Below are 23046 nucleotides of genomic sequence, written 5' to 3'. Positions count from 1 at the left end.
CATGAAGCCCTTACTAACAATATGTTGCACCACGTTTAATCAGGAGAAATATATAGAGCAAACATTAGAAGGTTTCTATCTTCAAAAAACTAATTTTCCAATAGAAATTCAGATTCATGATGATGCATCAACCGATGGCACACCAGCTATTTTAAAAAAGCATGCTGAAAAAGATCCGCGAATTAAACTCATTCTTCAAACCGAAAATAAATATTCCCAACATATTATGCCTTGGTGGCATTATAGTTTTCCGCAAGCGGAAGGGAAATATATAGCTTTATGCGAAGGCGATGATTATTGGACAGATCCATTAAAACTTCAAAAGCAAGTGGATTTTTTAGAAGCAAATACAGATTATGTCATTTCTTGGACTAATTATCAAATATTTAATGGTAGCAGCTTGTCATCCAATGCATGGAATCATCAAACGGAAAACACAACCATTGATTATGATAACATATTCTCACCATATTGCACGTTAACTTTAACGGCTGTTTTCAAAAAGGAAGCACTAAATTTAGAACTTTTAAAATCCTTTAAATATTCTAAAGACAATTCGCTCTATTTGGTATTGTTACAAAAGGGGAAAGGTGTTTTTATGGATTTTGAGTCAGCTGTTTATCGGGTTCATGAGGGTGGTGTATATTCATTACAATCGGAATTCTTTAAAAATTATTCGTCTTATTTAAATGTAAAAGAAGTAACCGATGCCATTCCAGAATCGAAAACGGCAAATCTTAAAAAAGTAGTAAAATCTTTAGGAAATGCAACCGCGTTTGAAGTTTTGAAATTGAAAAATGCTGGACAGGATTTATCGGAAGTTCAGTTAAACTTTATGAAAAGCTATTTTCAAGAAGCCGATTTTAAAACAAAATTTAAGTATTATAAACGACTGCTAAAGTATCTTTTTTCAAAATAAACATTTGAGGTAGAAGGTCAATTTGTCTACAGGTTTAAGGTTGTTAAAAAAACCAGATTCGTTTTTTATAAATTTATAAAACGCTTTATTGTAACTGGTGGCATTTCTAATTGTTCGCACGATTGTTCGGTTGATGTGATTCTCAAATAACTTCAAATCGTAAACTTGTAAATTCTTATTGTGTTCTAGCAAATCTTTAGCGGCTTGTACTGTTTTTATAACATGCTCTGAAGCTTGATTGCGTTGTAAAGAAACGGCATATACGTAATGTAAAATTTCTGGATTTGTAGGTTGAATTCTTAAATGCTCTAACTGTTTTGTTTTAATGAGAATTTCAGATTTACGAAGGTTGGCTTCTTTGGTCTGACTAATATTAGCATCATGCCATCGGTATTTTAAAAGCGATTCTGGAATATTATGAAATTGGGTTTTAAAAATGAGTTGACTCCATAAGCCATAATCTTCAGCAGGAACGTACTGGTGTTCAAAACGTAAACCTTTTAAAACTGATTTTCGGAACATAACTGTAGGATTTCCAATACCACAACTGTGCAAAAACTGAACTTTTAGGGCGTCGTGAGAGACTTCGTGCCTAACGGTTTTCTCTTTTTTATCGCCAAAAAATGTAAACCACGTGCCACAAACACCCACTTCAGGATGGTTTTTTAAATAGTCTAATTGTTTTTCAAATCGGGTAGGTAAGGCAATATCATCAGCATCTAGCAAGGCTATAAATTCTGTGCTGGCACGTTCAATACCTTCATTTCGTAGGTTTGCTGGCCCCTCATTTTTGGTTTTTGTAATAACTGTAATACGCGAATCCTGCTTTGTAAAAGCGTCTAGAATCTCTGACGTTTTATCTGTAGAATTATCATTTAAAACCAATACTGTAAAATCGGTAAATGTCTGATTCAGTAAACTGTTCAGGGATTCTTTCAAGAATTTTTCGCCATTATAAACAGGCATGATAACAGTTAATGTAGACATTTATAGAGGTTTTTTTAGTTCGTTTTATAAACAAAAGTAGGTGATTTCTAAAGTATAAACGAAATATGTAAAAATATATTAGTTTAATAGGTCATGCCGTGAGGCTAATTATGTTAGCTTATTTCTATATGTATATTTCAAGTATGAGGTTTCAAAAAATTTCAGAATATTTTTTTTGTTGGTGTTTCTAATTAGTTTGAAGGCAGCCTCTGGATTTGCTCCTCCATAACGTATAAATATGTTGAATTGATTTGATTTGGCTGGATTTAGATTAATATATTCACTAATGTAACATGCATTAAGATGGTTTTTAATCAGCATGGCTCCTTCATCTTTATAGGTTAGTTTTTTATTCTTTTTTATAAATCTAAAAAATCCAGCTGTAATTGTAATTTGTAATTTCAGAATGTAAGTGCCTATTATTAACTTATTCTGCTTATTTTCTTTTAAATAATAATTATTAAAAATTTCATCAAGAACTGTTATATAACATTTAAGATTGTTAAAGCTGTAGTTTTTAGTTATGGAGTATTTGTTTCCTACATTATAATAATAAGTTACGTCCGAATTAAAGATTATGTTTTTAGCCAAATACAAGGTTTCAAAAACCCAAAGTTCATCTTCATGAACAATACCTTCTTTAAACGTTAAATTATTTGAAAAAATAAATTTGGCATTATAAAGATTGTTCCAGCATACAACTAAAATTGGATGGAATAATGTAAGCTCTATAAAATTTGTTTTTTTAAGTTCTTTTAGGGGAGTAATACCATGTTCAAAAACCTTGTTTATTTCTGTTGTTTGTCCATATACCTCGGCATTTTTACCAATTACCACATCAATATTATCATGAAATAACTCTATTAGGTTCTCTAAACAATCTTGAACTATTAAATCATCCGGATCAAAAAAGTAAATACAATCACCTTTAGCTTGTTTTAGACCTGCATTTCTAGCAGCAGAGACACCCTTGTTGACTTGTGAAATTAGTTGAAATCTTTTATCTTTTTTTGTCCATTTTTCTATCTCGGTTTCAGTATTATCTGTACTTCCATCATTAACAACAATACATTCCCAAGAACTGTAGCTTTGGTTTGATATGCTTTCTAATCCTTTAAAGATGTATTTTGCTACATTATAACAGGGTATTATAATGCTGATAAATGGCTTTTTTATAGGTTTAGGATTCACGGACATGAACTATGTAATTTTTAAATAATACCAAAGCAGGCTAGGGTTTCTTTATGGTTTTTAGCTATTTTTAAACAAACGGTTAAAATAGTAATTAGAGTCTTTTTAGTACATTTTAGTAACAAAAATAGGTATTTCTATGGCTTAAACTATATTTGTAAAAAATAATCCGCAAATACCCATGAAAAAAATTCACGTTGGTTTTTTACTGTCTTATGATTATGATAAATTAAAAAAATCCATTCCACCTGTTTATAAGGAAGCTGACGCAATTTTTATTGCTATGGATCATAAAAATAGAACCTGGTCTGGTGAAACTTTTATTGTGGATCCTGCTTTTTTTGAATGGTTGGAAGCTTTTGATGTGGATAATAAGATTCAATTATATAAAGATGATTTTTACGACCCGAATTTAATAGCCATTGAAAATGATAATCGGGAACGGCATATGTTATCGCTTAAAATGGGTGTTGGAAATTGGCTAGTTCAAATAGATAGTGATGAGTATTTTGTAGATTTTGCCAATTATGTAAAAGACTTAAGGCGCTTTGATAGTTATCTGGATAATCCTGAAAAGAAAAACATTCAAATTGCTGCTTATTTAATAAATTTATACAAGTATACAGATAATGGTGTGTTGTTTATAAAAGAGCCAACACGCGGAATTATTGCCACCAATTACCCGAATTATCAAGTGGCACGAAATACCCGAAAACGTATTGTTTACACGCAAAATATTTTACTACATGAGAGCATTGCTAGAGATGAAGCGGAACTGGTTTTAAAATTAGATAATTGGGGACATAATATTGAAGTTCAAGACAAAGCGGCTTTTTTAGAAAAGTGGCGAACCACCAATAAATCCAATTATAAAGAGCGTGAAAACTTTTTCTATATAGAACCCGAAAAATGGAAGCATTTGGAGTTTTGTGAAGGGAATACGATTGAAGAAATTAGAAAAAACATCAATTTAAAAGGGATTATGCCTTCCAAATTTTTTATTGCTAAAAAGAATTTTGGTCAATACTTCAAACACTTATTTAAGTAGGCTTTCATATACCTTTAAATACTGTTTCGCAGTTTCATTCCAAGAATAGGAATTAGCATGAAACTTCAGTTTTTCACTATAATTCGTTGGGTTTTCTTGGTATGTTTTCATGCCTTTCACAAGGATATCAGCCATATATTTAGGTTCAAAATGTTCCCAGTAAAATGCGTGTTTACCACCAACTTCTGGAAGCGAACTTTTATCAGATAAAAACACAGGTTTACCATATTGCATCGCTTCAATTGGGGGAATGCCAAAGCCTTCTCGCAGAGACGGAAAGCAAAACGCATAACAGTTTTTTAAATAATAGGCTTTGTCCGCTTCACTAATTTTTCCTGTTAGAAACACACGGTTTTCAAGGTTTAAATCAGTAATTAATTTCATGATGTTTTTAGCGTAATCGGTTGTGTTTTTTCCCGAAATTATTAAACTCAATTCGGGAAGATAAGCAAGCATATTTACTAATGTATGAAAATTCTTTTTTTCTAAAAGTTCACCAATTGTAAATAAAAAATCGCCTTTTGGAAGTAATTCAGGGGTATGGTTTTTGGCTAACTCAAAAGGTTTAGAACTACCATTATAAATAACATATTCTGGAACATTTGGCACTTTAAAATAGGTATGCGTCATGCTTTTTGCATATTCTGAAATATAGGTAATTGCATGACTTCGCTTTAGTTTAGCATTGAAAATTGCAACGCGTTTATCTAGCTTCTTTCCAGATAATTCTTCCATGAAATTAACATCATGAACCGTTAAAACATACGGTATGTTTTTAAAGGGTTCAACTTTGGTATTTTGATTTAAGGAATGCCATAAGTCGAATTGTTTTTTAATTCGGAATAGTTTGTTACGTTGTAAAGTATTGTATTTTTTATATGAAAACGTGTTACCAAATTCAGCTTCCAGCTTTTCAGGATGTTTGCTAATTAACGTGATGTGGAAATCCAATGTTTTTAAAACAGCCTGATTTTCATAAAATCCTTTAATAAGGTGGTAGTTAAACTGACCAAAACCAAAGAAGAGATTATCAATATTATGAGATTCCAAACAAATTGTGGGCATACGAAAAGCTTTTGTGCAAATTATATAAAATGAAAACCAACTGCTAATTTAATTCCGAATAAAAATAAAATAAATATTGTAATATTGTAGGATGAATTACACAGTGCACAAGGCGTTTCAGAAGGATGAGCAACAGCTTACATCTTATATTGAAAATTATGAAACGACTGGTGAGAATTTTGGTAATCAGGATCGGAATTCACTAAAACTATACAATTTAAATGGTTTAACGATTAACGTGAAATCTTTTAAAATTCCGAATTTGGTGAATCAGATTGCCTATCGCTTTTTTAGAAAAAGTAAAGCACAAAGGTCTTTTGAATATGCTAAACGTCTCCTACATTTAGGCATTGGAACGCCTCAACCTATTGCTTTTTATGAGTATAAAACACCTTTTTTATTCAAGAAAAGTTATTATATCAGCGAGCACTTGCCTTATGATTTAACCTATCGTGAATTGACTTTCAACTTAACTATGGCGAATCATGAAGCCATTTTACGTGCTTTTACACGATTTACATTTGGACTTCATAAAGCTGGCGTGAATTTTCTAGACCATTCGCCTGGAAACACGTTGATTCAATTAAACGATGGTGCGTATAAATTTTATTTAGTGGATTTAAACCGGATGGAGTTTGGTGATATGGATTTAGAAACCCGTATTAAAAACTTTGCACGCTTAACGATTCACAAATCAATGGTAGAGGTCATGAGTGACGAATATGCTAAATTAGGAGGTTATGATTATAATCGCGTTTTTAATTTAATGTGGGCTGAAACCGAAGCGTTTCAGAACCGATTTCATAGAAAAAGACGTATTAAAAATAAGGTGTTTTTTTGGCGAAAAAAATAAACTAAACCTTGTTTTTCCAGATTTGATAGAGTTTAATGTATTTTAAAAATGTGACATTAAAGGTCTGTACACAAATAATAAAACCATTAAGTCCATCCAAAAAACCAAGTCTTAAAAAATAGGCTTTAAAAAATGCCCAGCTTGGTCTGTAGAGTATTTTCCAAATAGATGATTTTTTTCCTAACTTAAAATAGGCTTCAGCAGCAATTGTAGAAAAACGTTCTACTTTTTGATTGTGTTCTTGATAGTCTCTAAAAATCCAATGCAATAAATCACCTTCTAATTTTCCAGAACTTTTTCCAGGTTTTAATGTGAAACTGTCATGTGGATTAATACCTTGCCATTCTCCACTTTGTTTTTTAAATAAGCGTAGTTTTTTATCTGGATACCAATCAGAGTGCTTAATCCATTGACCACAATAATTATTCATGCGGTTGCAATAATAACCATCAAATTGCCAGTTCGACTTTGTTTTTAAGATGGATTTTTTTAAAGATTCAGACAGAGCTTCATCACCGTCTAATGATAATATGTGCTCAAAACTCGCCTTGTTAATAGCTATGTTTTTTTGCTCAATGTAACCTTCAAATTTATGCTGGATAAATGAAACATTATAGGCTTTGCAAATAGCTTCTGTTCGGTCAGTAGAGTAGGAATCTAAGACTATAATTTCATCGGCAACTTCTATTAAAGATTTTAAACATTTTTCTAAATGTTCTTCTTCATTATAAGTTATTATGACTGCAGATAACTTAACCATGTGCAATTAATTTCTTTAAAAATACTTGTAATTTTTCAGTGAACAAATTAGGATTAAATACTTGATATAATTCCGTGGCCTGTGGTTTCATATCTTTCTCTCTTTTCTCTTTATATAATTCTGGTTTGTAGTCTTTTAAATGCACGGATTCATTTACACATTTTTCCTCAAAAATATTCCAAGTATCTTTATCAATCCACGGTGAAAAAATGGTAAATGTTTTTATATTTAATGCTTTAGCCATATTTATAGCGCCACCTTCATTTCCAATTAATGCATGACAATGTGCTGTGAGTGCTAAAAATTCACGCAGACTTTTTCCAAATAAATTGAGATAAATATGGTTTTGTGTTTCTGGTTTACAGAGCTTAAAAATGGCTTGAGCATCGGCTTCCTGCTTTGGAATATAATTAAATAAAACCTGACCATCTGTTGTAGCTACAATTTGGTCAATTACTTGTGCCATGTACTCAAACGGATAGGTTTTATTAGGGCCACTGCCTAAAACACTAATCATAATTAGTGGTTTATCGAGGTTTATTCCATTTGAAATTAAAAATTGTTTACTTGTTTCAAGTTCTTCCGTTGTCAAATAAATTTTAGGACGAGCTGATTGAATATAAATATCTAAAGGTTCTAGCAACTGCAAACGATTAACTATTGCTAAACCGCAAGCTTGATCCGTTTTATTACTGCGTTTTATATTGTGATGATATAGGAAACTTGTATACGGCTTATAATAAGAAATTTTAGTTTTAGCTCCAGATAAAGCAGTAATGAGGTTACTGGATAGTTTTGAATACACATCCATTACCACATCATACTTTTCTTTTTTTACAGATTTAGCTAAAGACCAAAGCGCTATTTTGCTTTTTTCGGCTTCAGGTGTAAAGAAGATGAAATTATCAATAAACGGATTGTTTTTTACAACTGGAAACGTATGCGAATTTATTAAGTAATCTAATTGCGCATTTGGATAGCGCTCTCGTAAGGCCTTAAATAAGACACTAGTTGTGAGCACATCACCAATCATTTTTTGTTGTATAACTAATACTTTCAAATAACTAGGTTTGTTTTTATTCTTTCAAACTTCTACTGTACACGGCTACTGTAAACTAAATTAAACCGCTACATCATACTCACGAAGCGCATCGTTTAAAGATGTTTTCTTGTTGGTACTCTCTTTACGTTTTCCGATAATTAATGCACATGGCACTTGAAATTCTCCTGCTTGAAATTTTTTAGTGTAACTACCAGGAATAACTACAGAACGAGCAGGAATAATGCCTTTCGTTTCAATTGGTTCATCGCCAGTAACATCTATAATTTTAGTACTCATGGTTAAAACAACATTAGCACCTAAAACAGCTTCTTTTTCAACTTTAACACCTTCAACTACAATACAACGAGAACCAATAAAGGCACCATCCTCTATAATAACAGGAGCAGCTTGAAGCGGCTCTAAAACACCACCAATACCAACACCGCCTGAAAGATGCACGTTTTTACCAATTTGAGCGCAACTGCCTACTGTAGCCCAAGTATCTACCATCGTGCCTTCATCTACATAAGCACCAATATTTACATAACTCGGCATCATTATAACACCTTTAGAAATATAAGCACCATGCCGTGCAACTGCATGTGGTACCACTCGAATACCTTTATCTTTATAACCTGTTTTTAAAGGAATTTTATCATGATATTCAAAAATGCCGACCTCAAAAGTTTCCATTTTTTGAATAGGGAAATATAAGACGACCGCTTTTTTTACCCATTCATTTACTTTCCAACCTTTAGCAGTTGGTTCAGCAACGCGTAGTGTACCTTCATCTAATAAGTCTATAACACTTCGAATACTATCAATAGTGACCGTATCCGTTAATAATTCACGATTATCCCATGCGTTTTCTATAATTTGCTGTAGTTGTTTCATAATATTTATACTAAAGTTTAGGCGTCTAAAATGTATTATTTTGCTCTTTTCACAAAGATAAAGTTATAAATGAATTCTTTATTATGGATTGCTTTTAAAAAATGTAATATTTGATTAAGTTTTGGTTTTTAATGGTAACTTTGTCGTTATATGGGACGTATACTCGCAATAGATTATGGAAAAGTAAGAACAGGAATAGCTGTTACAGATGAACTGCAAATTATTGCTTCGGGATTAACAACGGTAGCTACCAAGGAATTAATTAGTTTTTTAATAGATTATGTTAAAACTGAATCTGTTGAATTATTCGTTGTTGGCGAACCCAAGCAAATGAATAATCAAGCTTCAGAAAGTGAGGCACTAATTCAGCCTTTTTTGAGTAAGTTGCAAAAATCTATTCCGCAAATCCCTATTGCTCGTGTTGATGAGCGGTTTACTTCAAAAATGGCCTTTCAAAGTATGATAGACAGTGGTTTATCAAAAAAGAAAAGGCAAAATAAAGCATTAGTGGATGAAATTAGTGCAACGCTAATTCTTCAGAGTTACTTAAATAATAAATAACTGATTTACAATCACGAATAAGTGCCTTGAAATACCTATCCCGTTAAAAATAGTAAGCTTGTCGTTTTTATAGGCTAGTTGACAGATATTTTTGAAATTGATTGGGCCTGCGAATTATATTTGTCCAAAACCAAATCAGTTTATTATGAAAAAAAATTACATGTTTATAGTGCTTTTAACGGCACTTTTCTTTTTTAACCAAGCGCAAGCGCAAATTTGTCCAGATAATGGGTTTACTAATACAACCTCGTTATTCTTTTTTTATGATGCAGGAGCGCCACCTTGTGTAGATAGACCAACAACAATAACTGTGGAAGGGAGTACTTTTAATTTAACAATTTGTGATAGCTCTTCTGCTGTTTATGATATTGAGCCTGGCGACACCCCTATTATGAATGCCACATTATTTACAGCAGATTTCGGAACAGCAACCTGTGAGTACACGAATGGAAATTTAACAGATGAAACCTTATCTATAGATTCTATCGATAAAGCTTTAAATAATTTTGTTGTTTTTCCTAACCCAGTAGTTCAAGGCAATTCATTTAATGTTGTTTTTGGGAGTAACTTAAACGCCCAAATTAATTTGTTTTCTGTAACAGGAAAACGTGTTTTAACAGAAACCGTGTCTAATCTTGCCAGAAAGCAATTAGAGATTTCCAATTTACCAAATGGTGTGTATTTATTACAAATTAAAAGTGGATCTTCAACCGTATCAAAAAAGGTTGTCATAATGAAATAATATTTTTATTTCCATTTAAGTCTAAAAACTTCTTACACATGTAAGAAGTTTTTTTTTGCTTACCGTTTATCGGATGGTATTGTTTTTAAGCTGTTTTTATAGATTTATCAGCTTTTTTTTTATTCGTAATAGTTTACTTATATACTTTATAATGAGCTTGTTTTAAGAGCCTTGTCGGTAAAATACCGTTTGTAAAGGTCTATTAGCGTTACGTTTATCGATAAAAGGTAAGGCTTTGTCTTATTAACGAGTATATCTTGTGTTTCAACAAATTAATTATAGCCTTACCGTTTATCGATATTATATTTGTCGTGTTCAATTAAAGCAACATAACAATGAGACAGTTTTTATTAATCGGGATTTTTACAGTATTTAGTTTAGCTGGTATGCAAGCTCAAACTTCTAATAAAACTGAAGACTTAAAAAAGATTGAGTCAACAAGTCAAAAAACCGTAGCTGTAAAAACAGAATCTAATGAGTTAGCTGCTAAAAAGAAAGATATTCTAACTGAAAAAATTGAATCAAAATTAAACGGAAGAATTAATATTTTTGTTTTAAAGGAAACACGTCTAATTTGCTAAAACATTAAAAACATTAGTATATACTTAAAAACTCCTTTTTTAAAGGAGTTTTTTTATGGGTATAATTAAGAAGTATTGTATTTTTGCAAAGAATTTCTAGAATTAAAAATCCATGATATTACCCGTTATAGCCTATGGCGATCCTATTTTAAAAAAAGTAGGAAAAGAAATTACAAAGGACTACCCAAAATTAGATGAATTATTAGACAACATGTATGAAACCATGTACAATGCTTATGGAGTTGGTCTTGCAGCTCCACAAATAGGTTTGGATATTCGTTTGTTTTTAGTTGACACATCGCCATTTGCTGAAGATGAAGTCTTTTCGGAAGAAGAACGTGCTTTTTTAAAAGATTTTAAGCAAACATTTATTAATGCTAAAATTTTAGAAGAAACTGGTGATGAATGGGCTTTTAATGAAGGCTGTTTAAGTATCCCAGACGTGCGTGAAGATGTGTTTAGAAAACCAACAATAACTATCGAATTTTACGATGAAAACTTCGAAAAGCACACCAAAACTTACGATGGTTTGGTAGCGCGTGTTATTCAGCATGAATACGACCATATAGAAGGTGTTTTATTTACAGATAAACTATCGTCATTAAAGAAACGCCTGATTAAAGGGAAACTTTCAAATATTTCTAAAGGAAAAATAAGTGTGGATTATCGTATGCGTTTCCCAAGTCAAAAAAAGAAACGATAATATTTGTTTAACATAAGTAAACATAAGATATTTGCCCACCTTAAAATGAAGATATGAGTTTAGAAAAAGTATTATCAATAGCAGGAAAACCAGGATTGTATAAAATGATGGCACAAACAAGAGGTGGCTTTATAGCTGAATCCTTGTTAGATGGTAAAAAAATGTCTGTAGGCATCCATCATAATGTAAGTATCTTAAGTGAAATTGCTATTTACACACTTACGGAAGAAAAACCATTACGAGAGGTTTTTAATTTAATTAAAGAAAAAGAATCTGGTGGTGAAACATCAATAAGTCATAAAGATAATAAAGATAAATTAGAAGAGTATTTCTTTGAAGTATTACCAGATTACGATGAAGATCGTGTGTATGCAAGTGATATTAAAAAAATTATACAGTGGTATAATTTACTTCAGAAAAATGATTTGTTAGATTTTGAAGCAGAGCCTGAAACCGAATCGGTAGCAACAGATGAGGAAGAATAGTAACAGTTCACTATCTTGAATGTAAAAAATCCAGTAACGCTTATGTGTCACTGGATTTTTTAGTTTGTCAGATATTTAAAACAATATTAATTGTAATTTTATCAAAAACCAATTATGAATACCAGAGAAGATCAACTACAAGCTTTTAATAGACTATTAACCATCATGGATGATTTGCGTGCGCAATGTCCTTGGGATAAAAAGCAAACTATGGAAACCCTTCGCCATTTAACCATAGAGGAAACTTACGAATTGGGCGATGCTATTTTAGATCACGATTTAAATGAGGTAAAAAAAGAGCTGGGTGATGTGCTTCTACATATAGTTTTCTATGCTAAAATTGGAAGCGAAACCAACCATTTTGATATAGCTGATGTTTGTAATGGTATTTGCGAAAAACTCATTCATAGACATCCACATATTTATGGCAATGTTAAAGTTGAAAATGAAGCAGATGTAAAACGAAACTGGGAAAATTTAAAACTTAAAGAAGGTAAAAAAAGTGTTTTGGAAGGTGTTCCAAAAAGTTTACCAGCACTAGTAAAAGCTAGTAGGATTCAAGAAAAAGTTTCTGGTGTCGGATTCGATTGGGATGAACCTAAACAGGTTTGGGAAAAAGTGGAGGAGGAGCTTCAAGAATTTCAAGACGAAGTGAAAGCTGGTAACCAAGAAGCTATGGAAAGTGAATTTGGTGATGTTCTTTTTTCTATGGTAAATTATGCAAGGTATTTAGGTATTAACCCTGAAAATGCACTAGAAAGAACCAATAAAAAATTTAGCAAGCGCTTTCAGTATTTAGAATTGAAAGCCAAATCTTTAAACAAAAACTTAAAAGACATGACACTCCGTGAAATGGATGTTTTTTGGGAGGAAGCCAAAAAGCAGTAATTGAAAACCATTTTCAGGTTTTCAAATAATTTAAAAAAATCAGGAAGCCAAAAAGCAGTAATTGAAAACCATTTTCAGGTTTTCAAATAATTTAAAAAAATCAGGAAGCCAAAAAACAGTAATTGAAAACCAATTTCAGGTTTTCAAATAATTTAAAAAAAGGGGAAGCCAAAAAACAGTAATTGAAAACCATTTTTTTAGGTTTTCAAATAATTTAAAAAAATTAGCAAGCCAAAAAACAGTAATTGGAAACCATTTTCAGGTTTTCAAATAATTTAAAAAAATTAGGAAGCCAAAAAACAGTAATTGAAAACCATTTTTCAGGTTTTCAAATAATTTAAAAAAATTAGGAAGCCAAAAAACAGTAATTGAAAACCATTTTCAGGTTTTCAAATAATTTAAAAAATTTAGGAAGCCAAAAAACAGTAATTCGGCAGAAGTTAAGAAATAAAGGTTTTAAGCTGTTGTTTTTAAAGTGTTTGTGTTAATTTTTAAAAAATATTTAAAACAAAACGTCCAAATCTATTTTATGTGCGTATATATAACAAATGCACGTTCATTAGTAGATTAATAGCATAATCATAAATAACTTTCCTTATAACGTGCATGTAAGTAGATTTAGTTGTTTAGGTTGGGACAAAACAACTATTAGTTAGTTTAGTTAGAAAAAATCCTGCTCGACGTTCTTATACGGCAAGCAGGATTTTACTTTTATAACACAATAGAGTTTAAGCTTTTTTAATACAGCTCTTTTATTTTACTCAATTTTGTTTTCCATAATTTTAATTCTTGTTTGTGTCTTTCAATATTTTTATGAACCTCTTGGACTAATGGGTTTTCATCATTAACATTCTGAAAAAACTGCAAATTATTTTCCAACTGATTAATTTCAGCTTTAACTTCTGTAATACGCTTCCTAATAAATTGACGTTCATTATCTAAATGTCTCGAATCTTCAGAATTATTAAGCGTTTCTAACTTGGTTTCAAATTTTATTAATTCGGCTTCATTTTTATTGAGATTTAATTTTTTGAAAACACCGTCCAAGGCTTTATTGAGCTTTCCTTCAATATAACGCTTGTTAGATGGCACATTGCCAACCGACTTCCAGTTTTCAATAAATGCTTTTATAGTTTCTAAATCCGTTTCTTTTTCACCTGATAAGTTGATAGTTTTCAATTCTTCAAGTAATTGTACTTTTTTAGAGAAAGCTTCATTTCCTTCTGCATTTGCAGTGTCTTTTGCTTTATGTAAACGGTCAAAATAATGATTACAAGCTGTTTTAAATTGTTTCCATATTTTATCGCTGTTTTTACGTGGCACATGACCAATTTTTTTCCAGTCACTTTGAATTTTTTTCATCAAAGCTGTTGTGGTTTCAAAATCGTCACTATCTTTATTATCCTCTGCTATTTGGATTAATTCCATTTTCTTTTGAAGATTATCAAACTGCGACTTTTTTAAATTTTTATAAAAAGCATTTTTTTTGCGATTAAAGCTTCTAACAGCATCTTTAAACTTTGCCCAAGTTTCTTCGTTAACTCTTATAGGAACTTTTCCAGCGCTAAAAAATATTGTTCTTAACTGTTCAACATCTTTAATACTATTTTGCCAACCATTATGAGAATCTGCACCTTTTTCAGTTATTTTATTAATTTGCTCAATAATTTCATTTTTAACCTCCAAGTTCTTCTCATAAACTTGATCTAATTCGGCAAAATAGGCTTGGCGTCTGTCATGTATTGTTTTAGTAGCTGCTTTAAATCGTTCCCAAACAGCTTCACGATGTTCCTTATCAACTGGGCCAAGTTCTTCTTTCCACATTTTATGAAGAACCTGTAATTCCCGGAAAGCACGATTTAAATTTTCGTCTTTTGCCAGCTCTTCAGCACGCTCAATAATTTTTAGTTTTTGATCTAAATTATGTTTAAAATCTAAATCGCGTAAATCACGGTTTAAATGCAGAAAATCATAGAAAACTTCAACATGATGGTGGTAACTATTCCAGGCATTATTGTATTTGTCACGTGGAATTGGGCCAGCCGTTTTCCAGCGATCTTGAAGTTCTTTAAAGTGCTTATATGTGGTATTTATATTTTCTTCATCATTAAATAATCCTTTTATTTCCTCAATAATTTGGAGCCTATTGGCTAAATTATCTTTTAGATTATTTTCAATGTTTTTATGGTGTGCATGTAATTTACCCTTGTAGTCTTTGTAAATATCTTTGAACCGTTTTTGAAGCGGACTGGAAAAAAAGAAATCTATTTCATTTCCACCATCATTTAAAAATTCTTCTTTTTTCTCGTCGAGAAGTGTGTTAAATTGAGCTTTAAACTCTGTTCTAATAGCTTCTACCTGTTTTTTAATGGCTTGCACTTTGTGATTCGAAACCAAATGTTCTAGCTCATTTACTAGAGCTTCCATAGACATTTTATCGTAATCTTTTTCTTCTATGTGATGCCTATCTGCATTGCCTTCGTCTTCAGCGTCTTCAGCATTGGATTCTTCAATTTCATTAATAACTTTATCAGGATCTTCTTTATCCAATTCTTCTGTTTTTTCTTGGGTAACAGGCGCTTCAGTATCAATGTTTTCTGATGGTTCGGAAGGTGTTGGTTTTTGAGGAATTTCCTGTTGTTCTTGAACGTTTTCACTTGTTTCAGGTTGTAATTCCTCTGGTTTTCCATCTGCTTTGGGCAGGTTATCGTGCTCTGACATTTTGTAAATGTGTTAGTTTTTTGAAATAACTTTAGCGTTAAAGATAACAACAACTGCAATAATTACAAAAGGTTAAACCGTATAAATCATGTTTATCCTACAATTAGTTAGCGTTCCAGATGCGCCATGCTTTTTCCGCTTGGAATTTTAACATTTGTAATCCATTAATAGTTACGGCATTTTTAAGCTGACCTTGCTTTAAAAAACGGGTTTCTTCCGGATTATAAATTAAATCGTAAAGAATATGGTCTTTTGTTAGAAACTGATACGGAATATTTGGTGCATCTGCTACGTTGGGAAAGGTTCCTAAAGGCGTACAGTTTATAATAATTAAATGTTCTGAAATGGTAGATTCCCCTAAATTGTTGTAGGTTAATTGGGTTGGATTTTTTGATGTTCTTGAAACAAATTTGTAAGTAATACCTAGTTCCTTTAAAGTGAAAGCAATGGCTTTACTAGCACCACCTGTTCCTAAAATAAGTGCTTGCTTATGAAAAGGTTTTAAATGTGGTTTTAAAGTTTTTTTAAAACCATAACAATCCGTGTTATAGCCTATTAACTTGCCATTTTTATGACGTTTGATAGTGTTAACAGCGCCAATATTTTTAGCCTTTTTATCAAGTTTATCTAAATAAGGAATAATAGTTTCTTTATAGGGAATAGTAACATTGCAACCAACTATTTCAGGGTTTTCAAAAATATTAAGAATAGTATCAATATTATCTATATCGAAATTTTCATAGGTAGCATCCAAAATATTTTCCGAAGAAAATTTATCAGTAAAGTAATTTTGAGAAAATGAATACGAAATATTCTTACCTATTAATCCAAATTTACGCATGTTGGTTTTTTGTTTTTCGTCCGTAAAATTCCAGTGCTAGAACAATAGCAATTCCGAGGATAATATAGGCCAATGCCATATAGGTTTCGGTGTTTAATTCCGGAAAATACCGTTCGTAGTTTTCAATAATTTTTTTGCCCGAAGAATCTAGCATAGCTGTACCATTGGGTTGTAGTTTAAAAAGTGTTTTTTTCCATGGCCAAACCACACCTAAAGATCCTACTATGAAGCCTATAATGGTTGCTAGTGTGATACTTTTGTAGTGTTTTAGAATATAACTTAATACATGCGAAAAAGTAACGAGACCAACTACAGAGCCAAACGTAAAAACAGCTAATATTTTAAGCATTCTAATACGAACTGCATTTTCCAGAAAACTGAAGTCACCTTGAATAATTTCCGTAAATGTGTCAAATAAAGCATTTACAGAATCTACTAATAATAACACATAATTACCTAAAAGAATCAGTATAAAAGAGCCTGAAAATCCAGGTAGTGTCATTCCTGAAACGCTTATTATGCCACAGAAAAATACAAACCATAAATTGTCGTTTTCCATAGCAGGATCTAGAAAACTAATGCTGACACCTAAAATAATCCCGATGGTAAGCGCCATATATGTTTTAAAATTCCAGTCTTTAAAATCTTTACTAATATAATAGATGGAACCTATAATCATACCAAAAAACACACTCCAAACATAGAGTTCGAAATGTTTGATGAGGAAGTCCAGTACTTTCGAAATACTGAAATAACTGATAATCATCCCTAAAAATAACAAGCTTAAAAACCGACCATTTATATATTGAAAAAAGCTTTTAAACCGACCATTAATGAATAATTTAAAGGCTTTTCTATTTATTTTTTGTAGTGAATAAATAAATTCTTCATAAAAACCAGCAACAAAGGCAACCACACCACCAGATACTCCAGGAACCTTATTGGCGGCTCCCATTCCTAATCCTTTTAAAATTAAGAATATTTTATCGGTAATGGTTCTTGTGCTCTGCATTATTGGACTTTTTTACCGAAGCGTTCTAGAATAAAAATGGTAAAAAATCCCACAAGCATTAGAATAATGGCTGGTACTAATTGTGGATCCAGTCCATTATTTTGAGTGGCATACATGTTGGGTAAAATACTCGTTTCAGAGATAACCTTAAGCGAATCAAAGTCTGCTAACTCTTGTTGGTAGATAGTTAAATTTCCTAGCGTGGTAATATCAGATAATGGTGATATCAATCCAGACGATTTCTCCATAACCAAGTCTGTTAATTTCCATGGCCAAACCTTATTTAAAGAACCAAAAATGAAACCAGTTAGTAATGCTAATGTCACGTTATGATAATTTTTAAATAACCATTTCAGTACATGACTAAAACTCAATAATCCCACCAAAGCACCACCAGCAAATAAAGTAATTCGTTTCAAGTCGAAATCATGAAACGCATCACTTAATGTTTTATAAGCGCCTAGAATTAGAAGAATAAAGGAGCCCGAAATTCCAGGTAAAATCATGGCACAAATAGCTATGGCACCAGCTATAAATAAAAAGTATGGCGATTCATTTCCTGCAGATGATGGTAGTGTAGTAATATAAAATGCAGCCACAGTTCCAGTTATAAGAGCTAAAACAGTTGGTAAGTGCCATTTATTAATTTGTTTTCCCACAAAATAAATACTGGCAATAATTAATCCGAAGAAAAACGACCAAATTAAAACAGGATGGTATTCAATCAGGTATTTTGCCAAGCGCATAAAGGATACAAAACTAACAATAATTCCAAGTAATAAAGCTACCAGAAAATTTCCATTTAATGCTTTCCAAAAAGCAGTAAAACCAGATGTTTTAAGTGTTTTAAATAAACCTAAATTAACATTACTTATCGTGGTAATTAATTCTTCATAAATTCCAGAGATAAACGCAATAGTTCCGCCTGAAACACCCGGTACAGCATCGGCAGCACCCATGGCAATCCCTTTTAAGGATATTAATAAATAGTCAGATAAACGTCTTTGCATGATTTAGTTTTAAGTACAGGAAATCAAAGGTAAATAAATAAAATCAGACGTGTAACTTATAGTTTGGCTTTCAGGAGTGATTTTACGGGTTGCGATTTGCAAATGCTTGGAAAAAGTTCTTCAAGAATAAATGCAAATTCGGCATTAAAACGTAAACCATTTTTTAAATGGTAGGAACCTTTTTCAGTTTCTGAAAGCAGATAATACAAACCTGCTAAACGAAATTCTATTTCAGCATTTTCTGGATAAAACTCAGAGGCTTGTATGAAATTATAAACGGCTGCTTCTGGTTCTCCTAATTGATGTAGAATATCTCCACGAGTTAACCAAGTGTTTAGTTCATGATTGCCCAATTCTAATGCTTTTTTATAGCCACGTTCAGCTTCTTCTAAATGTTGTAAGCGTTCGTTAATTTGAGCATATAGTTTCCAGTAATGCACATTTTCACTATCAATATTTATGGCTTTATTAATGTAGTAGAGTGATTTTTGATAGTTTTTCTGACGGTTATAAAATTTAGTTATGGCTATCCAACCTTTATCTAAAAGCGGGTCTTCTTCTACTGTTTTATAAAAATATTGAACGGCTAAATCGTTATTACCTAGTTTTTGATGACATAAACCAATGTGTAAGAGAGCAAAAGAAGTCGGATCATCTAATGTTAATGTGATACTATAATTTTCTATAGCTTCATGAAAACGTTTTAATTTTTCTAGAACCTTCCCTTTTTCTAAATAAGCACCAATAAACCGGTCGTCTGAAATAATGGCGAAATCAAAAGCGGTGAGTGCTTTTTGATAATCTTTTAAATCGAAATACTGCTTACCAAGTTGGTGCCAAGCGACTTCGCAATATGGATTGTTTTCCAAAAACATATTCAGATAGGTAATAGCCTCTTCATGTTGGTCTAAAAAGTCAAAACAATAAATCATATTATGAAGTGCAGAATAATCTTCTATATCAGACTCCAAACATTTCATAAAATTCGCTTTAGCCTCTTCAAATTGATCTAAAAATAAATGCTCCATTCCTATAAGTGAGTAAATATCTATTGGATCCTCTGTAAGTTGTAGTGCTTTTTCTAAAACTTCAATGGCTCTAACATGATCGTCACGTTTTGATAAAATATTTGCTTTCTGTATGTATATTTCTTCATTTAAAGGTTCCAAAGCGTATAACTCGTTTATAAGCATATCTGCTTTTTCCAAATCGTTTTCAAAGACAAAAATTTCGACTTTAAACAGTTTTAAATTTGTAGAAGTTGGATGTTGAAGCAATCCCAGTTTTATAGCTTTTTTAGCAAGTGCAATTTTACCATGATTCAGATAGTGATGAATGATATTCTCAAATTCTTCAGAATCGAAAAACAACACATGGTTTGTTTTTAACATCGATTCGAATCGGGTAAGGGATAGATTATTGTTGTCATTTGGACGTAACTCCATAAGCAGATTTATATAGTTTTTCCTTGAAATAAATGTAAGGCTCTAATTGGTGTTTCAGGCCAAAAGGTTTAAATGTTTTTAACAAAGTAATCAACAATTAAGCCGAATTTGCCTTTTAAATACTGAAAAACAGATTCTTAAAGGGTTTGATTTGTTTGAATGTCGTCGAGAATAGTCGTAATAATTTGACAACCTTTCATGATTTCCTCATTACTGATGGTTAAAGGTGGTGTTATTCGAATGGCCTTTGGTTCAAATAATAACCAAAATAGAATTAGTCCAGCCTCTTGTGCTTTTAAAACTAATTGGTTTGTAATTTCAGCAGAAGGTGTTAAAGCAGCTAGCATTAAACCACGACCACGAATTTCTGTTATAAGCGGATGTTTTAAATGTTTTTTAATAAGTGCCTCTTTTTCTAGAGTCTTTTCCATTAAGTTAGATGAAAGCACTTCATGTAAAGTTGCATGGGCTGCTGCTGCAATAACCGGATGACCACCAAACGTGGTAATATGCCCTAGCTTGGGATTGTTTTGTAATAGTTGCATTAAATTATGAGATGCTGTAAATGCTCCTATTGGCATGCCACCACCTAAACCCTTGCCAGTAACTAAAATATCGGGAATACAATTGTAATGCTCAAAAGCGAATAATGTTCCAGTTCTACCAATTCCAGGTTGGATTTCATCTAAAATTAATAATGCACCAACCTCTTGACAACGTTTTTTAACTTTTGCTAAATATCCATTTTGAGGCTCTATAAAACCAGCACCTCCTTGGATGGTTTCTAAAATGACACCAGCTGTTTTGGTAGTGATATTTTGAATATCAGCTTCCTTATTATAAGTGATAAAACGGACATCTGGAACTAATGGACGGAATGCTTTTTTGCGGTCTTCATAGCCCATAACACTCAATGAACCCATGGTGTTCCCATGATATGCGTGGTGAGCTGAAATAATTTCGCTTCTACCAGTAGCACGTCTAGCTAGTTTTAAAGCACCTTCTACAGCTTCAGTACCAGAATTTGTTAAGTAGGTGGTTTGTAAGGATTCTGGCAAGTGTTCAGCCAATAATTTGGTGAGTGCTACGGCTGATTCCTGTATGTATTCGCCATAAACCATTACATGTAAATACTTGTCCAACTGTGTTTTGATAGCTGCCACAATTTTGGGATGCTTATGTCCTAAAGTACAAGCTGAAACACCTGCAACAAAATCTAAAAATGCTTTATTATCAGTGTTGTAAATGTAAGAGCCTGTGGCATGCGATACTTCCATAGCTAAAGGATGTGGTGAGGTTTGGGCCTGATATGTATAGAAATCTGTTTTCACAATTAATTGTCATCAGAATTTATAGCCGTTCCAATACTTGGTTTTTTCTTTGGCTTGTCTTTAGCTTTCTTTTTTTTCTCTTTTTCAGGACTTAAAGCTTCTTCAGGAATATTTCGAGACACTTTGGATTTTTTTGCTGGCTGTCCATCGTTCGGAACTTCCGTCTTTTTTAAATTTTTATCCGCATTTTCAACCCGTTTTAGTAAGGCGTCATCAAAAAACGCTTCTTGCGGTACGTATTCTTCAAGCCCTTTTATTTTCGGTAAGTTTAGAGGTGGATCATCACTAAATAAATCTGCTACACTTTTTGGTCGTTCGTCATCACGCCATACAAAACCTCTTAATAATCGTCCGTTTTCTGGGAATTGCGATTCAGGGGTTGTAACAGCATCAGGTTGTTTATAACGAATAAACTGGTCTATATCACCTTCCGAAAAGAAAATAGAAATACTTCCAGATTTAGCTTTGTCAATGCCTATCAATTCTTGCTCATCATTACGAGCATAAAAAATAGATTCAGCATTTTTATCGATATCTACTTGGCGCAAATTATTTGCTTCATCAAACAAACCGACTAATGTTTTGCCTTTTATTTGATTGTAACCATCTTTGCTAATGGTATCTCTACTAATAACAAAGGCATTTTCAAAAACAAAAAGTGAATCTATTTTTTCCGTTTCTGGATTAGATTTAATATGAATGGTATCACCTGTCATTTGGTTTTCTAAATTCCAAATTACTGGGTCTCTACGTTTGGCAAAGGCATCTTGTGAGGCTAAACGTTTTAAATTTATTAATTGGGTTAAACCTGTTGCATGATTGACATGTACGGAATCTGCTTTACCACTCATATCCGATTTATAGAATTTCGCATTTCTGAATCCGCGTGTAATCCGTTTTTCAGGTTTGCCAGTTACCATTAAAGTGTCTGCATGCATATAGATAGAATCGTTTTCTTGAACCGTAATGGCTAAAGCACGTTTGGTGATAAAAACCGAATCCTTCGCTTTATATATTTCAGCATAATGACCTTTAATGATACTTTTGTTTATGGTATCCGTTACTTTAATATGGTTGGTAGCCGATGCAAAACTTCGGGTATTATCAAAGTACATGCTATCACCTTCAAAAATACGGTTGTCATAATCTATACGCGTTTTTTTAATGCCGTAACCTGTTTTATTTTCGGTGTCATAAAAGCCTCTTTCACAATAGGTTTTACTTTCATCGGTTACAATAGTGGATGGACCGTATAAATAGGCGTGACCGGTTTCTGAATAGAAATCCAGTTGATTGGTATTAATCACGTAATCTGGATTATCTAAAACCACGTTATTTACAAATTGGTATTTTTTAGCGTTCATATAATAGCGACCAATTTGGCTGGTAATGGTTCCCGAAGAATCGCGCACCACACGACCACCACTTTTATAATACGATTCCTGTTTTACGCGATCAAAATAGAGTGTATCTGTTGTTAAAATAGAGTTTGGTTCTTCCAGTTCTACTTTGCCACTAGCAAATGCTAGTTGGGTTTTTCCGCTATATTCTACATATTCGGATTTCATGTTTATGGTATCACCTTGTTTCATAGTGACGTTTCCGTAGGCTTCCACGAAATTTTCATTACTATACAAATTGGCTTGGTCGCACCACATGTCTATACCCTCGTGAATAACATGCACTTGACCAGAATCATCACGTGTCATGACTTTTAAACCTGGTTCTACAGCATCATCAAAGTTTAAAAAACCCGAATAGACAATTTGAATTTGCTTTTGCTCTTGTGCTGATGCTGATGTAAGTACAAACAGGCAGCAGATTAAAAAGCTATATATAAAAATGGATTGTTTCAAATTATAAAATTTGCCTCAAAAATAATGATAAAAATGAAGTGATGGGTTTGTTTGTGAAATTTTTAATAGAAATGGCGGATTTAAGATGGAGTAGTAAATGAAAAAACCTGT

At 32.2% G+C, this 23046-nt stretch carries 22 protein-coding genes; 9 read left to right on the top strand and 13 right to left on the bottom strand.

Annotated features, from left to right (window positions below; all coding sequences use genetic code 11):
* Position 1 precedes the first annotated feature (1 nt).
* A complete protein-coding gene (locus tag BM239_RS11645; RefSeq protein WP_092208801.1) occupies positions 2-919 on the top strand; it encodes a glycosyltransferase family 2 protein in 918 nt (305 codons plus the stop codon).
* On the opposite strand, the gene BM239_RS11640 is transcribed toward BM239_RS11645, so the two are convergent.
* Together BM239_RS11640 and BM239_RS11635 are read right to left on the bottom strand one after the other, a co-directional pair.
* Complete coding sequence (locus tag BM239_RS11640) at positions 911-1906, bottom strand: glycosyltransferase family 2 protein (RefSeq protein WP_092208799.1); 996 nt, start codon at positions 1904-1906, stop codon at positions 911-913. The two genes, BM239_RS11645 and BM239_RS11640, sit on opposite strands and share 9 nt — an antisense overlap.
* Positions 1907-2014: 108 nt before the next feature.
* Entirely contained in the window at positions 2015-3103 is a 1089-nt protein-coding gene (locus tag BM239_RS11635) for a glycosyltransferase family 2 protein (RefSeq protein WP_092208797.1), read from the bottom strand.
* Between the two features lie 175 nt (positions 3104-3278).
* Between BM239_RS11635 and BM239_RS11630 the strand changes: the two genes are divergently transcribed.
* On the top strand, positions 3279-4145 hold the full coding sequence (locus BM239_RS11630; protein ID WP_092208795.1) for a hypothetical protein: 867 nt from the start codon (positions 3279-3281) through the stop codon (positions 4143-4145).
* On the opposite strand, the gene BM239_RS11625 is transcribed toward BM239_RS11630, so the two are convergent.
* Positions 4134-5210 (bottom strand): glycosyltransferase family 4 protein, encoded by a 1077-nt coding sequence (locus BM239_RS11625; RefSeq protein WP_092208793.1) that lies wholly within the window; start codon positions 5208-5210, stop codon positions 4134-4136. The genes BM239_RS11630 and BM239_RS11625 overlap by 12 nt on opposite strands.
* A gap of 91 nt (positions 5211-5301) precedes the next feature.
* Between BM239_RS11625 and BM239_RS11620 the strand changes: the two genes are divergently transcribed.
* On the top strand, positions 5302-6063 hold the full coding sequence (locus BM239_RS11620) for a lipopolysaccharide kinase InaA family protein (protein ID WP_092208791.1): 762 nt from the start codon (positions 5302-5304) through the stop codon (positions 6061-6063).
* Position 6064: 1 nt separating this feature from the next.
* Here BM239_RS11620 and BM239_RS11615 read toward each other — a convergent pair whose 3' ends face one another.
* From BM239_RS11615 to BM239_RS11605, 3 genes are read right to left on the bottom strand one after another with little or no spacing between them, the layout of a single operon-like run.
* Positions 6065-6823, bottom strand: a complete 759-nt coding sequence (locus BM239_RS11615; protein ID WP_092208789.1) for a glycosyltransferase family 2 protein — start codon at positions 6821-6823, stop codon at positions 6065-6067.
* Positions 6816-7883: a glycosyltransferase family 9 protein gene (locus tag BM239_RS11610; protein ID WP_092208787.1), complete on the bottom strand. Its 1068-nt coding sequence runs from the start codon at positions 7881-7883 to the stop codon at positions 6816-6818. Before BM239_RS11610 ends, BM239_RS11615 begins: the two co-directional genes overlap by 8 nt.
* Before the next feature lie 60 nt (positions 7884-7943).
* Positions 7944-8759: a 2,3,4,5-tetrahydropyridine-2,6-dicarboxylate N-succinyltransferase gene (locus BM239_RS11605; protein WP_092208785.1), complete on the bottom strand. Its 816-nt coding sequence runs from the start codon at positions 8757-8759 to the stop codon at positions 7944-7946.
* A 150-nt stretch (positions 8760-8909) separates the two neighbouring features.
* Between BM239_RS11605 and ruvX the strand changes: the two genes are divergently transcribed.
* The 6 genes from ruvX (at position 8910) to mazG (ending at position 12719) form a co-directional block, all read left to right on the top strand.
* Positions 8910-9320, top strand: coding sequence for a Holliday junction resolvase RuvX (gene ruvX / locus BM239_RS11600; RefSeq protein WP_092208783.1), 411 nt, complete (start codon positions 8910-8912; stop codon positions 9318-9320).
* A 145-nt stretch (positions 9321-9465) separates the two neighbouring features.
* Complete coding sequence (locus tag BM239_RS11595; protein WP_092208781.1) at positions 9466-10062, top strand: T9SS type A sorting domain-containing protein; 597 nt, start codon at positions 9466-9468, stop codon at positions 10060-10062.
* 335 nt (positions 10063-10397) lie between these two features.
* On the top strand, positions 10398-10643 hold the full coding sequence (locus BM239_RS11590) for a hypothetical protein (protein ID WP_092208779.1): 246 nt from the start codon (positions 10398-10400) through the stop codon (positions 10641-10643).
* 112 nt (positions 10644-10755) lie between these two features.
* Positions 10756-11346 (top strand): peptide deformylase, encoded by a 591-nt coding sequence (gene def, locus BM239_RS11585; RefSeq protein WP_092208777.1) that lies wholly within the window; start codon positions 10756-10758, stop codon positions 11344-11346.
* Positions 11347-11399: 53 nt separating this feature from the next.
* Complete coding sequence (locus BM239_RS11580; RefSeq protein WP_092208775.1) at positions 11400-11831, top strand: DUF5606 family protein; 432 nt, start codon at positions 11400-11402, stop codon at positions 11829-11831.
* A gap of 114 nt (positions 11832-11945) precedes the next feature.
* Positions 11946-12719 carry a nucleoside triphosphate pyrophosphohydrolase gene (gene mazG / locus BM239_RS11575; RefSeq protein ID WP_092208773.1) on the top strand — a complete coding sequence of 258 codons (774 nt, stop codon included), beginning with the start codon at positions 11946-11948 and terminating at the stop codon, positions 12717-12719.
* A gap of 738 nt (positions 12720-13457) precedes the next feature.
* Here mazG and BM239_RS11570 read toward each other — a convergent pair.
* The 7 genes from BM239_RS11570 to BM239_RS11540 all read right to left on the bottom strand — a co-directional run bounded on the left by BM239_RS11570 (position 13458) and on the right by BM239_RS11540 (position 22935).
* Positions 13458-15440 carry a DUF349 domain-containing protein gene (locus tag BM239_RS11570; protein ID WP_092208771.1) on the bottom strand — a complete coding sequence of 661 codons (1983 nt, stop codon included), beginning with the start codon at positions 15438-15440 and terminating at the stop codon, positions 13458-13460.
* 103 nt (positions 15441-15543) lie between these two features.
* A complete protein-coding gene (locus BM239_RS11565) occupies positions 15544-16281 on the bottom strand; it encodes a shikimate dehydrogenase family protein (protein WP_092208770.1) in 738 nt (245 codons plus the stop codon).
* A complete protein-coding gene (locus BM239_RS11560) occupies positions 16274-17293 on the bottom strand; it encodes a DUF368 domain-containing protein (RefSeq protein WP_092208768.1) in 1020 nt (339 codons plus the stop codon). Before BM239_RS11560 ends, BM239_RS11565 begins: the two co-directional genes overlap by 8 nt.
* Positions 17293-18303: a DUF368 domain-containing protein gene (locus BM239_RS11555; RefSeq protein WP_092208766.1), complete on the bottom strand. Its 1011-nt coding sequence runs from the start codon at positions 18301-18303 to the stop codon at positions 17293-17295. The genes BM239_RS11560 and BM239_RS11555 overlap by 1 nt, the downstream gene beginning before the upstream one ends.
* 56 nt (positions 18304-18359) lie before the next feature.
* On the bottom strand, positions 18360-19748 hold the full coding sequence (locus tag BM239_RS11550; RefSeq protein WP_092208764.1) for a tetratricopeptide repeat protein: 1389 nt from the start codon (positions 19746-19748) through the stop codon (positions 18360-18362).
* 137 nt (positions 19749-19885) lie between these two features.
* Entirely contained in the window at positions 19886-21079 is a 1194-nt protein-coding gene (locus BM239_RS11545) for an aspartate aminotransferase family protein (RefSeq protein WP_092208762.1), read from the bottom strand.
* A gap of 2 nt (positions 21080-21081) precedes the next feature.
* On the bottom strand, positions 21082-22935 hold the full coding sequence (locus BM239_RS11540) for an OstA-like protein (protein ID WP_092208760.1): 1854 nt from the start codon (positions 22933-22935) through the stop codon (positions 21082-21084).
* Between the last annotated feature and the right edge of the window lie 111 nt (positions 22936-23046).

Origin of the sequence: Algorimicrobium echini (genome assembly GCF_900115185.1) — a bacterium.
GTDB lineage: Bacteria > Bacteroidota > Bacteroidia > Flavobacteriales > Flavobacteriaceae > Algorimicrobium > Algorimicrobium echini.
Note: the sequence above shows the minus strand (reverse complement) of the source record. Positions and strands in the feature narration are given on the sequence as shown.

What these genes read in the sequence shown, in the direction of transcription:
- BM239_RS11550 (WP_092208764.1), bottom strand. Translation starts at nt 19,748, where the DNA reads ATGGAGTTACGTCCAAATGACAACAATAATCTATCCCTTACCCGATTC.
- BM239_RS11570 (WP_092208771.1), bottom strand. Translation starts at nt 15,440, where the DNA reads ATGTCAGAGCACGATAACCTGCCCAAAGCAGATGGAAAACCAGAGGAA.
- BM239_RS11555 (WP_092208766.1), bottom strand. Translation starts at nt 18,303, where the DNA reads ATGCAAAGACGTTTATCTGACTATTTATTAATATCCTTAAAAGGGATT.
- BM239_RS11590 (WP_092208779.1), top strand. Translation starts at nt 10,398, where the DNA reads ATGAGACAGTTTTTATTAATCGGGATTTTTACAGTATTTAGTTTAGCT.
- BM239_RS11635 (WP_092208797.1), bottom strand. Translation starts at nt 3,103, where the DNA reads ATGTCCGTGAATCCTAAACCTATAAAAAAGCCATTTATCAGCATTATA.
- BM239_RS11645 (WP_092208801.1), top strand. Translation starts at nt 2, where the DNA reads ATGAAGCCCTTACTAACAATATGTTGCACCACGTTTAATCAGGAGAAA.
- mazG (WP_092208773.1), top strand. Translation starts at nt 11,946, where the DNA reads ATGAATACCAGAGAAGATCAACTACAAGCTTTTAATAGACTATTAACC.
- ruvX (WP_092208783.1), top strand. Translation starts at nt 8,910, where the DNA reads ATGGGACGTATACTCGCAATAGATTATGGAAAAGTAAGAACAGGAATA.
- BM239_RS11615 (WP_092208789.1), bottom strand. Translation starts at nt 6,823, where the DNA reads ATGGTTAAGTTATCTGCAGTCATAATAACTTATAATGAAGAAGAACAT.
- def (WP_092208777.1), top strand. Translation starts at nt 10,756, where the DNA reads ATGATATTACCCGTTATAGCCTATGGCGATCCTATTTTAAAAAAAGTA.
- BM239_RS11580 (WP_092208775.1), top strand. Translation starts at nt 11,400, where the DNA reads ATGAGTTTAGAAAAAGTATTATCAATAGCAGGAAAACCAGGATTGTAT.
- BM239_RS11605 (WP_092208785.1), bottom strand. Translation starts at nt 8,759, where the DNA reads ATGAAACAACTACAGCAAATTATAGAAAACGCATGGGATAATCGTGAA.
- BM239_RS11640 (WP_092208799.1), bottom strand. Translation starts at nt 1,906, where the DNA reads ATGTCTACATTAACTGTTATCATGCCTGTTTATAATGGCGAAAAATTC.
- BM239_RS11560 (WP_092208768.1), bottom strand. Translation starts at nt 17,293, where the DNA reads ATGCAGAGCACAAGAACCATTACCGATAAAATATTCTTAATTTTAAAA.
- BM239_RS11625 (WP_092208793.1), bottom strand. Translation starts at nt 5,210, where the DNA reads ATGCCCACAATTTGTTTGGAATCTCATAATATTGATAATCTCTTCTTT.
- BM239_RS11630 (WP_092208795.1), top strand. Translation starts at nt 3,279, where the DNA reads ATGAAAAAAATTCACGTTGGTTTTTTACTGTCTTATGATTATGATAAA.
- BM239_RS11565 (WP_092208770.1), bottom strand. Translation starts at nt 16,281, where the DNA reads ATGCGTAAATTTGGATTAATAGGTAAGAATATTTCGTATTCATTTTCT.
- BM239_RS11620 (WP_092208791.1), top strand. Translation starts at nt 5,302, where the DNA reads ATGAATTACACAGTGCACAAGGCGTTTCAGAAGGATGAGCAACAGCTT.
- BM239_RS11595 (WP_092208781.1), top strand. Translation starts at nt 9,466, where the DNA reads ATGAAAAAAAATTACATGTTTATAGTGCTTTTAACGGCACTTTTCTTT.